Origin of the sequence: Polynucleobacter sp. MWH-Braz-FAM2G, from assembly GCF_018687635.1 — a bacterium.
In the GTDB taxonomy this organism is placed as follows: domain Bacteria; phylum Pseudomonadota; class Gammaproteobacteria; order Burkholderiales; family Burkholderiaceae; genus Polynucleobacter.
This window is the reverse complement of sequence record NZ_CP061300.1, coordinates 100,597-113,747: the sequence shown is the minus strand read 5'-3', so window position 1 is coordinate 113,747 and position 13,151 is coordinate 100,597. Positions and strand designations below refer to the sequence as shown.

At 43.0% G+C, this 13,151-nt stretch carries 15 protein-coding genes; 2 read left to right on the top strand and 13 right to left on the bottom strand.

Features of this window, described 5'->3' with window-relative positions:
* Nucleotides 1–21 precede the first annotated feature (21 nt).
* The 3 genes from FD973_RS00655 to FD973_RS00645 all read right to left on the bottom strand — a co-directional run bounded on the left by FD973_RS00655 (nt 22) and on the right by FD973_RS00645 (nt 4,602).
* Nucleotides 22–888: an amino acid ABC transporter substrate-binding protein gene (locus FD973_RS00655; protein ID WP_215324648.1), complete on the bottom strand. Its 867-nt coding sequence runs from the start codon at nt 886–888 to the stop codon at nt 22–24.
* A gap of 223 nt (nt 889–1,111) precedes the next feature.
* Complete coding sequence (locus tag FD973_RS00650) at nt 1,112–3,208, bottom strand: tetratricopeptide repeat protein (RefSeq protein WP_215323741.1); 2,097 nt, start codon at nt 3,206–3,208, stop codon at nt 1,112–1,114.
* Nucleotides 3,209–3,336: 128 nt separating this feature from the next.
* Complete coding sequence (locus tag FD973_RS00645) at nt 3,337–4,602, bottom strand: porin (RefSeq protein ID WP_215323740.1); 1,266 nt, start codon at nt 4,600–4,602, stop codon at nt 3,337–3,339.
* Between the two features lie 208 nt (nt 4,603–4,810).
* On the opposite strand from FD973_RS00645, the gene FD973_RS00640 reads away from it, so the two are divergent.
* Complete coding sequence (locus tag FD973_RS00640) at nt 4,811–6,268, top strand: tetratricopeptide repeat protein (RefSeq protein ID WP_215323739.1); 1,458 nt, start codon at nt 4,811–4,813, stop codon at nt 6,266–6,268.
* Here the strand turns inward: FD973_RS00640 and tatC are convergent.
* The 10 genes from tatC to hisB are packed head-to-tail and all read right to left on the bottom strand — an operon-like array spanning nt 6,244 to nt 11,951.
* Nucleotides 6,244–7,032, bottom strand: a complete 789-nt coding sequence (tatC, locus tag FD973_RS00635; protein WP_215323738.1) for a twin-arginine translocase subunit TatC — start codon at nt 7,030–7,032, stop codon at nt 6,244–6,246. The genes FD973_RS00640 and tatC overlap by 25 nt on opposite strands.
* 30 nt (nt 7,033–7,062) lie before the next feature.
* Nucleotides 7,063–7,539 carry a Sec-independent protein translocase protein TatB gene (tatB, locus tag FD973_RS00630; protein WP_215323737.1) on the bottom strand — a complete coding sequence of 159 codons (477 nt, stop codon included), beginning with the start codon at nt 7,537–7,539 and terminating at the stop codon, nt 7,063–7,065.
* Between the two features lie 46 nt (nt 7,540–7,585).
* On the bottom strand, nt 7,586–7,810 hold the full coding sequence (gene tatA / locus FD973_RS00625) for a Sec-independent protein translocase subunit TatA (RefSeq protein ID WP_215323736.1): 225 nt from the start codon (nt 7,808–7,810) through the stop codon (nt 7,586–7,588).
* Nucleotides 7,811–7,826: 16 nt separating this feature from the next.
* The gene (locus FD973_RS00620; RefSeq protein ID WP_215323735.1) at nt 7,827–8,183 is read right to left on the bottom strand and encodes a histidine triad nucleotide-binding protein; all 357 of its coding nucleotides are present in this window, start codon (nt 8,181–8,183) and stop codon (nt 7,827–7,829) included.
* Nucleotides 8,184–8,196: 13 nt separating this feature from the next.
* Entirely contained in the window at nt 8,197–8,598 is a 402-nt protein-coding gene (locus FD973_RS00615) for a phosphoribosyl-ATP diphosphatase (protein WP_215323734.1), read from the bottom strand.
* A gap of 41 nt (nt 8,599–8,639) precedes the next feature.
* Nucleotides 8,640–9,062, bottom strand: coding sequence for a phosphoribosyl-AMP cyclohydrolase (gene hisI / locus FD973_RS00610; protein ID WP_215323733.1), 423 nt, complete (start codon nt 9,060–9,062; stop codon nt 8,640–8,642).
* A gap of 51 nt (nt 9,063–9,113) precedes the next feature.
* Complete coding sequence (gene hisF, locus FD973_RS00605) at nt 9,114–9,872, bottom strand: imidazole glycerol phosphate synthase subunit HisF (protein WP_215323732.1); 759 nt, start codon at nt 9,870–9,872, stop codon at nt 9,114–9,116.
* Nucleotides 9,872–10,633: a 1-(5-phosphoribosyl)-5-[(5-phosphoribosylamino)methylideneamino]imidazole-4-carboxamide isomerase gene (hisA, locus tag FD973_RS00600; RefSeq protein ID WP_215323731.1), complete on the bottom strand. Its 762-nt coding sequence runs from the start codon at nt 10,631–10,633 to the stop codon at nt 9,872–9,874. Before hisA ends, hisF begins: the two co-directional genes overlap by 1 nt.
* Before the next feature lie 18 nt (nt 10,634–10,651).
* Entirely contained in the window at nt 10,652–11,314 is a 663-nt protein-coding gene (gene hisH / locus FD973_RS00595) for an imidazole glycerol phosphate synthase subunit HisH (RefSeq protein ID WP_215323730.1), read from the bottom strand.
* Between the two features lie 49 nt (nt 11,315–11,363).
* The gene (gene hisB, locus FD973_RS00590; RefSeq protein ID WP_215323729.1) at nt 11,364–11,951 is read right to left on the bottom strand and encodes an imidazoleglycerol-phosphate dehydratase HisB; all 588 of its coding nucleotides are present in this window, start codon (nt 11,949–11,951) and stop codon (nt 11,364–11,366) included.
* Nucleotides 11,952–12,067: 116 nt separating this feature from the next.
* Here hisB and hisC point away from each other — a divergent pair, with 116 nt between their 5' ends.
* Nucleotides 12,068–13,135, top strand: coding sequence for a histidinol-phosphate transaminase (gene hisC, locus FD973_RS00585; RefSeq protein WP_215323728.1), 1,068 nt, complete (start codon nt 12,068–12,070; stop codon nt 13,133–13,135).
* The last annotated feature ends 16 nt before the right edge of the window (nt 13,136–13,151 follow it).

The window sequence follows — 13,151 nt, the reverse complement described above, 5'->3', positions numbered from 1 at the left end:
AAAGTGCTTATTCTGAGTAAATTACTTCTTGTTGTAATCTTCAGCAGGTTTGTCATTCAAGTTAGCCCATGCATTTTTTGTTGCTGGCGACAACTCAAGACCTACTACGATATTTTTTGGTGGAATTGGGGATAAAAACCATTTATTCCACAAGCCTGGCATTTTGCCGTTAGACACTATCTTGGCAATTGCAGCATTAACTGCCGCCTTAAACTCAGGATCATCTTTGCGGACCATAATTGCGATTGGCTCTGTGCTTAATACTTCACCAACGATCTTGTAGTCTTTAGGGTTTTTGGAATTAGCAATGTTACCCGCCAAAATTGATCCGTCCATCACAAAAGCATCTGCACGTCCAGATTCAAGCAACAAGAAACTGTCAGCATGGTCTTTACCAAAGACTTCGTCAAAATTAACCCCAGTAGCTTTTTCATGCTTACGCAATAACTGAACCGAAGTTGTACCAGTTGTAGTGGCCACTTTTTTGCCATTTAAATCAGCAATCGACTTGATGCCCGAGTTGGCCTTAACCGCTATTCGAACCTCTTCTACGTATAGAGTATTGGCAAAACCGACATCTTTAGCGCGGTTTACGTTGTTAGTTGTGGTGCCGCACTCAATATCAACTGTCCCATTTTGCACCAGAGGCACGCGGTTTTGAGAAGTTACAGGCTGATAATTAATTCGCAAAGTATTCATTCCTAACTTGTCTTTGATATCCCCCAAAATCATGCGGCAAATCTCAACGTGATAACCGTCAAAACGACTATCGCCAGTGGTGTAAGACATTGGAATGGATGATTCACGAACACCCATTGTTACTGCGCCAGTGGACTTCATTTTGTCCATGGTTGCACTAGCGGCTTGGGCATTGGATCCAATAAGCATTAGAGGGACAGTCAAGAAACACAGGACTTTAGAGAAAACAGGATTGCAGTTCATATTTCGCATATTTTTGCCTCTTACATAAGGTTCTTGGTAGTTGAAATTAAGAAAATCTTTAAATTGCTGATTTATCTCCAATCTCATTTTTAGCAGACTTTTACACTTTAATCCACTCCCAGCCGAGTTTTACAAAAATATTGCGGATTAAAACGTTAATTTAGAATGCTTACCTTGGGTTAACTTGACTTACATGAATATGGTCTGGCGCTAAATTCGCGTGCTTGCGCCTAAATACTTCTTGAAACGCAATTTCTAAATTCTTAGTAAATTTTACGGTGTCAAATAATGGGGTATGTAAGATATTTCTTTTTAGACGCGACTTAAATTCATGGATCTTTGTTGGTTTAGTTGCCAACTCAATTGCAAGACGCTCGTATTCTGCTTGATTATTGGTTATTAGCTCAGGAAGTCCAACCGACTTCAATAGGCTGGCAGCCACTCGAGACCCAAACGATTGTCCAATAACCGTAAGTACCGGCAACCCGGCCCATAGTGCGTCGCTCGCTGTAGTATGTGCATTACATGGAGTCGTATCCAAGAATAAGTCTGCCAATTGATATCTCGCCAAATGATTGGGCAAATCCATGCGACCAGCAAAAATTAAGCGATTAGCATCCAATCCACGCTTTCTAAATTCTTGTTTTAAGTTCTCCTTTGCATACGGATTGTCTTCGTACAACCAAAGAACACTATCCTTGACAGAGTCTAAAATTCTTACCCATCCATCAAACACAACTGGCGTGATTTTGTAATTATTATTAAAGCAGCAAAAAATGAAACCTGAACTTGGTAAGCCAAAATCTAAACGAGATTTTATTAGGGGAGCAATTGGTCTTTTTTTATCATTTACTTGATAAGTATCTGGCATGTAAATTATTTTTTCTGCCATACCATCTTGATTCGCCTCAGGAATCAGGACGGAATCAGCAACCACATAATCAAAAGAAGATGAGCCCATAGTTCCCGGAAACCCTAAATAGGATATCTGGATAGGCGCTGCTCCATACATAAAAATTTTGGGTCTAGCCTCACCAGTAAAGCCTTTCAAGTCAATAGCGATATCAATTTCCATTTCACGCGATAGCTCTGCAACCTCCTTATCGGTACGATCATTCACATCTATAAATTGATCAAATGATTTTTCCAGTCGCATGCGCATTGCATCGGTTGTATTTCTGCCAAATACAAATGCTATCAATTCAAATTTACTTTTATCGTGACATTCAAACAATTCAGCAATCAAATGAGCTGTGGGGTGATCATGAAAATCAGCCGAAAAATATCCAAGTCGAATTTTTTCTTTTTGAGCAAAACCAACTTGCTGAACACGGGTGATACTTCCTCGCATTGAATCAGCATAAATCTCAATTGAGCGTCTGATTAGCCTCCTATCATCAAGCAAAGAGATCAGGTTATAGGGAATAGCAGCTTTTTTTCCCGCCTCAACCATACGAGCCAGATCCTCTACCTCCTTATCGAGCCCTTCCCATTTGCACATTTGCAAGCGATTCTGAATTAAAAGTCCCAACAAAAATTCCGTGTCTGGTGCAATAGCTAAGGCACTTCTAAATGAAATTTCAGCTTCTTGAAACTGCTTTATTTCTGAAAAAATATTTCCTTTTGAGATCCATGCTTCGCAAGAATTTGAATTGAGCAATAAAAGCTCGTCATATACCGTGAGCGCTTTTGAATAATCTTTTATCTCAAAAAGAATTTCCCCTTTCAATGCTAATGCTTCCTCATAGCGAGGATTAATTTTCAGCGCCTGCTCACAACACCCAAATGCGTAGTCATACTGTTTACGCAATAAAAAGAGGCGAGCGACTCCGTAAAAGGCTTGCGCATAATTTGGATCAATTTGCACCGCTTTTTCATAGGAGGTTAAAGCCTCTTGATAGCGCCCCAAGGCTTGCAAAACATTTCCTCTATTGCTATGAGCCTCAGCATAGCTTGGCTGCAAATTGATGGCATTTTCATAGGCCAATAATGCCTCCTCAGATCGACCAAGCTCAATAAGAATATTTCCCCGATTACTATGAGCTACTCCATTTTGAGGATTGCATTCAATGGCCAGATCTATCAGGCGCAACGCCTGATCCCAATCTTTTTGAAGTGCGGCTATAACACCTAAAAATCGCAATGCGTCAGGCTGATTTTTTTCAATTCTCAGGACTTCGTTTAACAACGACTGCGCTGCAATGAACTCATTCGCCTGAATGGCTGCAATCGCATTTTGCAAAATTTGCACTATCTGAAAATTCATGTCTTGATATTACTAGAACCATCATGTTGGGGGCTCAACCCAAAAGAAAAAACCCACCGTGCAAACACGGTGGGTTAATTTACTTCTCAACCTCTATCTAATAAATACTAGCCTAAGCTAGCATTAAATTAGAAAGTGTGACGAATACCAACAGCGTAGTTGCTGATGTTTGTAGACGCTGGGTTGATGTTGGTGTTCACTGCAGCACCATTCACAGCTGTTGGGAAAGATGCGTTAGATGTACCAGTCATACCGTAGATCGCGTACAAGTTTGTACGCTTGCTCAACCAGTAGTTAGAACCAATTTGCCATGCAGTTAGGTTAGCTGTGTTAGCACCATAACCTTGGTAACGACCCAAACCACCTGATGCCCAAGCTTCGATAGTTGGAGTAATGAAGCTACGTACACCAATTTGCTCGCCAGAGCGCTTCAAGTAGTAAGTGTTGTCTTGTTGTGCAGAAACCTTACGTGTGATGTATTGAGCATATGCCTTCAAGATGCCGAAGTCATAAGTAGCAGCAACATAGAACTGATTGTCTTGTACGTTAGTACCAGGAGCAGAAGCACCGCCAGCATAACCAGTTGCTGGAGCACCAGCTGGCAACCATGTTGCCAATGTAGTACCAGCAGTGTTAACAGTCTGTGTAGACTGCTTAGATGTCAAAGCTTGGTAGTTAACAGTAGCGTAGAACTTTTGGAATGTGTAATTTACGCCCAAGCCCCAACCGTTTTGGTTATTCAAACCACCAGTAGAAGTTGTTGTTGTACCAGAAACAGTAATAGTTTCGTTTTGGTTCTTATTGTTAGCAACCAACATACCATTAACTTGGAAACCAGCAAATGTATCGCTGTTTACAGATAATTGGTTGTTTGTACGAACTGTGTAAGCTGCACCTGTGGAGTTTTCAGTACCGCCAACGCCTTCAGTAATAGCTGGGTAAATAACGTTACCAGCGATGTTGTTCGCTTGACCTGGATCAGTAGCTGCAACAGCGTTATGAACAACAGTGTACTGAGTACCCAATGCGAATTGGCCAATACCATTTTTCTTCAAGCCAGCAAATGTTTGACGGTTTGATGTGCCAGAAGTAGAGATGTTCTGAGCTGAGTTAGGTGTTACGCCGATTTCAACAGTAAAGAATGCTGATGTACCACCACCTAAATCTTCGGTACCTTTGAAACCCAAACGTGATGTGGACTCACCAGATGATGAAAATGCATTACCAGTTGTCTTGTTTACAGCTTGTGAGCTTTGTGTGCTACCAGTAGCAACACGTGTGTTGTAACCAACATAACCAACATCCAAGATGCCGTATACGGTTACGCTTGATTGAGCTTGTGCAGCGCCAGCAATAGCTGACAAAGCTGCAACTGCGAATAGCGATTTTTTCATTCTTTAAATCTCCAAAAATTAAAAGTAATGCCCAAATAAAGCTGGGACCTATGAATTTTGCTTCTTTTGCCCTACTAGACTGGGGATCAGGGTATTTAGGAACTCTTTTTGCTTGTCAAAAGGTAGTTTTTTGGCTTTCTTCGTTGTATCTCGGCAACAAGACCCCTGTTTTGTGTCTTTTTGAAGCTCAAGATGCCAAAATTGTCATATGGCAAGCCGTGAATTCTTAAAAATCCTCAGTTCAGCTCGTTTAGGTGATGTATCTGCGCAACAAAAATTAGCTGACGCATACCTAACTGGTGCCTTTAAAACTCCCATTCAGCCAGCTAATGCCTTGATTTGGCTAGAAAAAACTTATTTTTCGCTCGCAAACCAATTATTTGAGGTGGATCTCTTAAGCAATAGCAAATTCACAGATCTTTTTAAGCAGATTGCTACAGTCCCTCTTGCCGAAACCTTTAACACGCCAGCTTTTGGTTTTGGATGGGATGCCTTTTGGAAACTTGCACTATCTAATGATGAATCTGATGCCGCTTTGTCTGCAAAGTGGCAGATTGTCAACTTACTTATCAACCCACAGAATCAAGAACTGCAATCTCAGTTAGTCGAGTGGCTCAAGAAACACACGTCCTCCTCAGAAAAAATCTCGAAATTGGATTTAGTTGGACTCCAAAAATTAGCAAAACAATATCTCATTGAAATTTCAGAAAGTAATTCTGCGCTTACCCTTAAAGCAAAAGAGTTGTTAATTAAACTGCAGCCAAAAAATGAAGCACTCAGCTCTTTATGGAAAGTTTGGATTGAAGAACAAAATGAAGATGCTCTCATTCAGGCAGCAGAGCTTGGTTTAACGATTGCTAAATTAACTTTAGGTTTGCGTCTTGCGCAATTAGATGGTCGCGAAGACGATCCGCAAACTAAATCAAATGCCTCACTAAAAAAAGCGGCGCACTGGTTGGAGTTAGCCGCCAAAGATGGTGATCGCGATGCCTGGTATTCATTAGGTGAAATTTATCGTCGCCCTCAATTCTCGGGATATAACGCTACAGAAAGCGATCGATGTTTTGATCGCGCTGCTGATCTAGGGCATCCCCAAGCTCAATTGCGCAAAGGAGCCAATCTTTGGCGTAAGCGTGAAAAGTTAGAGGAGAAGGTTCGCGGATTACAAGCCTCATATTGGATTTGGCAAGCACACCAACAAGGAGTAATTGAAGCCAAAGAATTACTCAGCAAAATATTGGTTAGTTGCCCCGATCCAAAAATGAATGAATGGTTTGATTTAGCCCGATGCGCTGAAAAGGCACTTAATCACCACGCTGAACATAAACTTGATGAAGATTGGTTACTACTTTGTCATCGCATCATTATTGCCAATCAGTTTAATTTCAGCAAAGCAGAGTTGCTCTTATGTGAAGTTGGTCAACTGCAGCATGAACACTGCGTAGTGATTGATATACGCTGGGAGTTACCCAAAATCCTGCCTCGCCTAATTCAGATTGAAACTATCCAACAAAGACGAGCCCTTCTCGCCGCTGGAAAAGCTTTTGCCAGTTCAGAAATAGATATTGAGGGAAACTTACGACAAAGACGTTACCGCTTTGATCGGGTCACCAGTTGGTTAATGTCTACGTTTTCTGAAAATCAAGCGGATGCGGAAGTTGATTGATCACCCACATCCTCTTCAGATGGTTTGGGCACATAAAAACGTGCGATCACTAACCCTAGCTCGTAGAGCAAGGTCATAGGCACTGCCAAAAGTAATTGAGATAGCACGTCCGGAGGTGTAACGATGGCAGAAATCACGAAAGCGCCCACAATGACATAAGGTCGAATTTCTTTCAACTTGGCCAATGGCACCATGCCCATCCGCACCAAGACCACTACTACAACAGGCACTTCAAAAGTAATACCAAACGCCAAGAAGGTGGTCATGGCAAAACTCAGGTAGTTATCAATATCCGTAGACATCTCAGCACCCAATGGAGCGTTGTAACTAGCCATAAATTTAAATACTGTGGGAAACACTAGGAAGTAAGCAAATGCCATACCGATAATGAATAAAGTGTAGCTACTCACCACTAAAGGCAATATAAGTTTTCTTTCATGCAAATACAAACCGGGTGCAATAAAAGCCCAGAGCTGATAAATCACTACTGGCAAAGCGATAATGAATGCCACCAACATCGTGACTTTCATGGGCACAAAAAAAGATCCCGTAACGTCAGTCACTATCATCTTGCCGCCGGCCGGCAATGCCTCTAATAAAGGCTGGGCAAATAAATGAAAGATATCTGGTGCCCAATACACCAAACAAACGAAGACAACAATAATTGCCAACGCTGCTTTAATAACGCGATCACGTAACTCAAATAAATGAGATAGAAAAGTTTCCTGCAATCCGGAATCTTCAGTTGAATTGTTTTCAGTCATGCGTAGATATTTGTATTCTTTTTTTATTTTCTACTTGTTAGCGCTATGATGAAAGCGCTTCATTCTGGCAGCACCAGACTGTACTCGCGCACGAATGCCTGCGGAACGCTTGAACCAGACTGGCCTTGCGGCACGACGCACTCCCCAGCTATTGCGACCTTGACGACGTGTTTTGCGGAGTACTTCTTTTTCATCAAGCGGTGGCTTTTCAAAGTTAGTTTCAAAGATATCGGCTTGATCACTAAGATTGGCGCTAGCTTCCTGAACCGTTGAGCCGATACTATTTTCAACCTCTTTGAGAGTGGCGGCGGTTTCTTCCCGAAACTTTTTAAACTCCTCAACTTCCATCTGACGATTAACTTCAGATTTCACATCAGCCATATAACGTTGTGCACGGCCAAATAAATTACCAGCCATACGTGCAACTTTAGGCAAGCGCTCTGGCCCCACCACCACCAAAGCAACTACCGCAATCAGCGCGAGTTTAGAAACTCCAAGATCAATCATTTAAACCATTCGTTTAAAGGCTGGATGAAGTTTTATCTGCAAAATCTTAAGACTTGTTGATATCTTTAGCTTGCACATCAACTGTCTTTTCTGAGGCAGTAGAACTTTGCTGAATTTGCTCTTTAGGCTCGTCAGCAGATTTCATGCCATCTTTGAAGCCTTTAACAGCCCCACCCAAATCTTGACCGATGTTGCGCAATTTTTTGGTACCAAATACCAACATCACGATGACCAAAACAATCAACCAATGCCAAATGCTAAATGAACCCATTTTTAATCTCCTAGGATTATTTTTTCCAGGGGCGCGGACCACCCATTACATGTAAATGCAAGTGATAAACCTCTTGCCCACCATCTGCGCCATTGTTCACCATCAACCTAAAACCACCATCCTTACCAGGACGACAGCCCTGCTCTTTGGCAAGACGTGGCGCTAACTCCATCATTCTACCTAGCAAAGGCACATCGATGCTTTCGGCCGACTCCAGCATAGGAATGTGCTTCTTGGGGATCATTAGAAAATGGACGGGGGCTGCTGGGTTGATGTCCTTAAAAGCATATATTTCTTCATCTTCGTAGACTTTCTGCGAAGGAATTAAGCCTTGAGAGATCTTGCAAAACAGGCAATTTGGATCATGTGACATATTTATCTCTTATTTATTCTTTGCTGGCAGCCTTTCTAGCCGCCTTTTCATCTATGCCTGAAGTACCCAAACGACGATCGAGCTCGGCAATCACATCCTCAGGACGCAAATTAAATTGAGAAAGCGCAATTAAGCAGTGAAACCATAAGTCAGCCATTTCCCCAACTAACAATTTTTGCTGCTCAGTCGCCAAACCAGAGTTGCGGGCATCTTTTGCCGCCATCACAGCCTCAGTCGCCTCCTCACCAATCTTCTTCAGAATCCCATCATCACCCTTTGAAAAAAGCAAAGCAGTGTAAGAAGTTTTTGGGTCTGCTTGACCAGCCTTAAACGCATCACGACGTTGATCAACCACATCAGCCAAGTGGGCAAACGCAGAATCTAGATTTGAGGGTTTATTTGCAGAACTAGTCATATGGTCATTTTATGTCTTTTATGTATGAGATCTAGGCTCTGCTACTTTTTTGAAATAGACTCATCAACCCAAGCGGCTTTGGCTGAGTCCCACTGCAAAAAGAAACAACTGTGTTCCCCAGTATGGCAAGCAATGCCATCTTTTTGTTCAACCAATAGCAAAATAGTGTCGCCATCACAATCCAAGCGAATTTCTTTTACTTTTTGAATGTGGCCTGACTCTTCACCCTTGTGCCACAGCTTTTGTCGAGAACGTGTCCAGTAAACAGCCTCACCTAAACGCAAGGTTTCCAAGAGAGCATCTCGGTTCATCCATGCCATCATCAAGACATCACCACTACCCACTTCTTGGGCAATTACGGGAACTAGACCTTGCTCATTCCAAGTGACAGCATCTAGCCATGCACCAGCTTGCAAATTTTGTATTGGGGCAAAGGTACTTAGAGTGTTTTGAGATTTGCTCATACCTAAACTTTACAGCGAATAGTCTTAGCAGGCCAAAATGCCCGTGTTGACTTAAATTCGAACGGGAATTCCTTGGGCAGCCATGTACTCTTTTGCCTGACCAACAGTGTATTCACCATAGTGAAAAATACTCGCAGCCAAGACAGCATCTGCATGCCCTTTGGTAATGCCATCCACTAAATGCTGCAAGTTGCCAACACCGCCTGAAGCGATAACCGGAACTGAGACTGCATCACTTACCGCTGCCGTTAAAGACAAATCAAAGCCATCTTTGCTGCCATCGCGATTCATGCTGGTTAATAAAATTTCACCAGCACCACGTTTAGCAACTTCTTGAGCCCATTCCACTACATCTATTCCCGTAGCAGTTCTGCCACCATGGGTAAACACTTCCCAATTACCAGCCTCTGTCTGTTTGGCATCAATCGCGACCACTATGCACTGCGAACCATAGTAAGCGGCGGCATCAGACACCAAATCTGGGTTAGCTACCGCAGAGGAATTCATACTCACCTTATCTGCACCAGCATTTAGTAAACGGCGCACATCCGCTACCGCACGCACCCCACCGCCAACAGTCAAGGGAATAAATACTTGTGACGCAACATCTTCAATGATGTGCAAAATAAGATCGCGACCATCAGAAGTTGCAGTGATATCTAAAAAGGTGAGCTCATCTGCACCTTGCGTGTCGTATCGTTTAGCAATTTCGACAGGATCACCTGCATCACGCAAACCCACGAAGTTCACACCCTTAACTACGCGCCCTGCTGTGACATCAAGGCAAGGAATAATTCGCTTAGTTAACACTAGGTAATTTTCTTTTTATATTTAAGTGTCAACTCATCAGCGTATTTTTGTGCGGCAGCCAAATCAAGATCACCAGCATAGATAGAGCGACCAGCTATCACGCCCATGACGCCCTCTTCTTCCGCCTTGCATAGCGCATCTATATCTTGGTTATTCGACAAACCTCCGCTAGCAATCACAGGGATGCGTATCGCCTGAGCCAACTTCACAGTAGCGTCAATATTGACACCCTTTAGCATGCCATCGCGACCAATGTCTGTGTAGATAATTGCCTCTACACCCCAGTCTTCAAATTTCTTAGCAAGATCAATCACCTCGTGACCCGTTATCTTGCTCCAACCATCGGTGGCAACCTTACCGTCACGCGCATCCAAGCCAACCATGACATGACCTGGAAATGCAGTGCAAGCATCCTGCACAAAACCTGGATTCTTAACGGCTGCGGTTCCAATAATGACGGTACTAATACCATCATCTAGTAAACGCTCTATAGTTTCAAGATCACGAATTCCACCGCCCAGTTGAACGGGGATTTCATCGCCAACTGCCTTAAGAATCGATTTGATTGCTGACTCATTTTTGAGTTTGCCTGCAAAAGCGCCATTCAGATCAACTAAATGTAGGCGTCGCGCACCCTTGCTAATCCAATGTGTTGCCATGGCGCCAGGATCTTCAGAAAAAATCGTGGCTTTATCCATGTCACCTTGCTCGAGTCGAACACAGTGGCCATCTTTAAGATCAATTGCGGGAATCAGCAGCATAGCAAAAAGTTAAAAATATTAAGGTTGCCAAGAAACAAAATTTTTATAAAGCTTTAATCCGTATTCTGCACTTTTTTCTGGATGAAATTGAGTTGCAAAAATATTATCTCGCGCCACCGCAGAAGTAAACCAATCGCCATATTCAGTGGAGCCGACAATATCTTCAGTGCGTTGCGGCACCACAAAGTAGCTGTGTACAAAATAAAAGCTCGTCAGATCAGGTATTCCTTCCCATAAGGGGTGCTTGCGATCCTGACGCACTTGATTCCAGCCCATATGAGGCACCTTGTAAGCCGAACCGTCAGATTGCTTTCTGCCAGCCAATTCAAAGCGCTGAACTTTCCCTGGCATTAAGCCTAAACATGGCGTCCATTGATCAACCCCGTCGCTACGCACTTCTGAGCTTTGATCAAATAGCATTTGTTCGCCCACACATACACCCAAAAAAGGTTTGGATTTAGAAGTCTCCAGCAATGCCTCTAGTAAACCAGATTCAGCCAAATGCTTCATGCAATCAGGCATTGCACCTTGACCCGGTAGAACCACTCGATCGGCCGAGCGAATTTCTTCAGGACTATGCGCAATCAAAACATTGTCATCAGGGGCAACATGATGAAATGCCTGAAAGACAGAACGGAGATTACCCATTCCATAGTCAACGATCGCAATGGTTTGCGCCAAAATTTAGCCTATCTCTGCTTTTATTAAATGGGCAACTAGAAGATCTAGATTAGAGGCTGCCTTTGGTTGATGGAATAGAGCCAGAAGCACGAGGATCAACCGCTAAGGCCATCCGTAAGGCGCGACCAAAAGCCTTAAACACCGTTTCAATTTGGTGATGCGCGTTAATACCGCGCAAATTATCGATGTGCAAAGTCACCCCAGCGTGATTCACAAAACCACGGAAGAACTCAATACTGAGATCCACATCAAAGTCACCAACGCGCGCACGGGTAAAAGGAACATTAAATTCCAAACCTGGTCTTCCAGAGAAATCGATCACAACACGTGAAAGAGTCTCATCCAAAGGAACATAGGAATGTCCATACCGAGTAATGCCTGCTTTGTCGCCAACCGCTTTAGCAAAAGCCTGCCCCAAGGTAATACCTACATCTTCAACAGTGTGGTGATCATCAATATGCGTATCGCCATTAGCCACCACTTTGAGATCAATCATGCCATGACGGGCAATTTGATCCAACATATGATCGAGAAAAGGAACGCCGGAGGCTAGCTCAGCCTTACCGGTACCATCTAAATTGATGGAAATCTGAATTTTGGTTTCCGAAGTGTTTCGGGTAACGTCGGCTTGCCGCATGCTTCATTACGCCGCGAGGCGAAGTGTTGATTGAAGCCTCATAATATCATTCCTAGAAGAGATTTAAATATCGGTATTCCTGTACTTTCATTCTGATTTTTGACCTGAGAACCCTCATGAGCCGTTTTTGGAGCCCTGTTGTTCAAACATTAACCCCTTACATTCCAGGGGAGCAACCGCAAATGCAGCGGTTGGTCAAACTCAACACTAATGAAAGTCCATATGGACCCTCGCCAAAAGCGCTGGCTGCCATCGAAAGTCAAAATACGGCGGATTTGCGCCTTTATCCAGACCCAGAAGGCACCGCCCTTAAACAGGCTATTGCCAAACTTCACAAATTAGATCCTAAGCAAGTTTTTTTAGGCAATGGGTCAGACGAAGTTTTAGCCCATATATTTGCTGGCCTACTAAAACATAGCAAACCCATCCTCTTTCCGGATATTACCTATAGCTTCTACCCTGTCTATTGCAAGCTTTTTGGAATTGACTACCAAACCATACCCTTAAGTGAAAAGTTTGAAATCACCACCTCCGATTACCAAACACCAAACGGCGGAGTTATTTTCCCTAACCCAAATGCCCCAACAGGTCGATCCATTCCTCGCTCAGAAATTGAAGACTTATTAAAACGCAATAAAGATTCAGTAGTGGTGATTGATGAAGCATACGTTGATTACGGCACACAATCTTGCATTCCTTTATTGCAAGGTAATAACTATCCAGAAAACCTTTTAGTAGTGCATACCCTCTCTAAGTCACGAGCCTTAGCTGGGCTGCGCGTTGGCTTTGCAGTTGGCCATCCAGATTTAATCGAAGGTTTAGAACGAGTAAAAAATAGTTTTAACTCTTATCCTCTAGGGCGTCTTGCGCAAGCTGGTGCGATTGCAGCGATTGAAGACCAAGCACATCTTGAAGCAACCTCTGCCAAAGTAATTCAAACGCGTATTAAATTAATTGAACAACTCGATGCACTAGGATTTGATACCCTACCCTCAACTGCCAATTTTATTTTTACTCGTCATCCCCAGCATGCTGGCGCAAAGCTTTATCAAGCTTTAAGAGATCGAGGTATCATCGTTCGTCATTTCAAGTCCCCACGTATTGAAGAGTTTTTACGCATTACCATTGGCACAGACGAGCAAAGCGGTGATCTCGTCACCGCTTTAAAAGAAATCCTAAATTAAGATTTTTTAAGAAGTA

What these genes read in the sequence shown, in the direction of transcription:
- FD973_RS00655 (WP_215324648.1), bottom strand. Translation starts at nt 888, where the DNA reads ATGCTTATTGGATCCAATGCCCAAGCCGCTAGTGCAACCATGGACAAA.
- FD973_RS00650 (WP_215323741.1), bottom strand. Translation starts at nt 3,208, where the DNA reads ATGAATTTTCAGATAGTGCAAATTTTGCAAAATGCGATTGCAGCCATT.
- FD973_RS00645 (WP_215323740.1), bottom strand. Translation starts at nt 4,602, where the DNA reads ATGAAAAAATCGCTATTCGCAGTTGCAGCTTTGTCAGCTATTGCTGGC.
- FD973_RS00640 (WP_215323739.1), top strand. Translation starts at nt 4,811, where the DNA reads ATGGCAAGCCGTGAATTCTTAAAAATCCTCAGTTCAGCTCGTTTAGGT.
- tatC (WP_215323738.1), bottom strand. Translation starts at nt 7,032, where the DNA reads ATGACTGAAAACAATTCAACTGAAGATTCCGGATTGCAGGAAACTTTT.
- tatB (WP_215323737.1), bottom strand. Translation starts at nt 7,539, where the DNA reads ATGATTGATCTTGGAGTTTCTAAACTCGCGCTGATTGCGGTAGTTGCT.
- tatA (WP_215323736.1), bottom strand. Translation starts at nt 7,810, where the DNA reads ATGGGTTCATTTAGCATTTGGCATTGGTTGATTGTTTTGGTCATCGTG.
- FD973_RS00620 (WP_215323735.1), bottom strand. Translation starts at nt 8,183, where the DNA reads ATGTCACATGATCCAAATTGCCTGTTTTGCAAGATCTCTCAAGGCTTA.
- FD973_RS00615 (WP_215323734.1), bottom strand. Translation starts at nt 8,598, where the DNA reads ATGACTAGTTCTGCAAATAAACCCTCAAATCTAGATTCTGCGTTTGCC.
- hisI (WP_215323733.1), bottom strand. Translation starts at nt 9,062, where the DNA reads ATGAGCAAATCTCAAAACACTCTAAGTACCTTTGCCCCAATACAAAAT.
- hisA (WP_215323731.1), bottom strand. Translation starts at nt 10,633, where the DNA reads ATGCTGCTGATTCCCGCAATTGATCTTAAAGATGGCCACTGTGTTCGA.
- hisB (WP_215323729.1), bottom strand. Translation starts at nt 11,951, where the DNA reads ATGCGGCAAGCCGACGTTACCCGAAACACTTCGGAAACCAAAATTCAG.
- hisC (WP_215323728.1), top strand. Translation starts at nt 12,068, where the DNA reads ATGAGCCGTTTTTGGAGCCCTGTTGTTCAAACATTAACCCCTTACATT.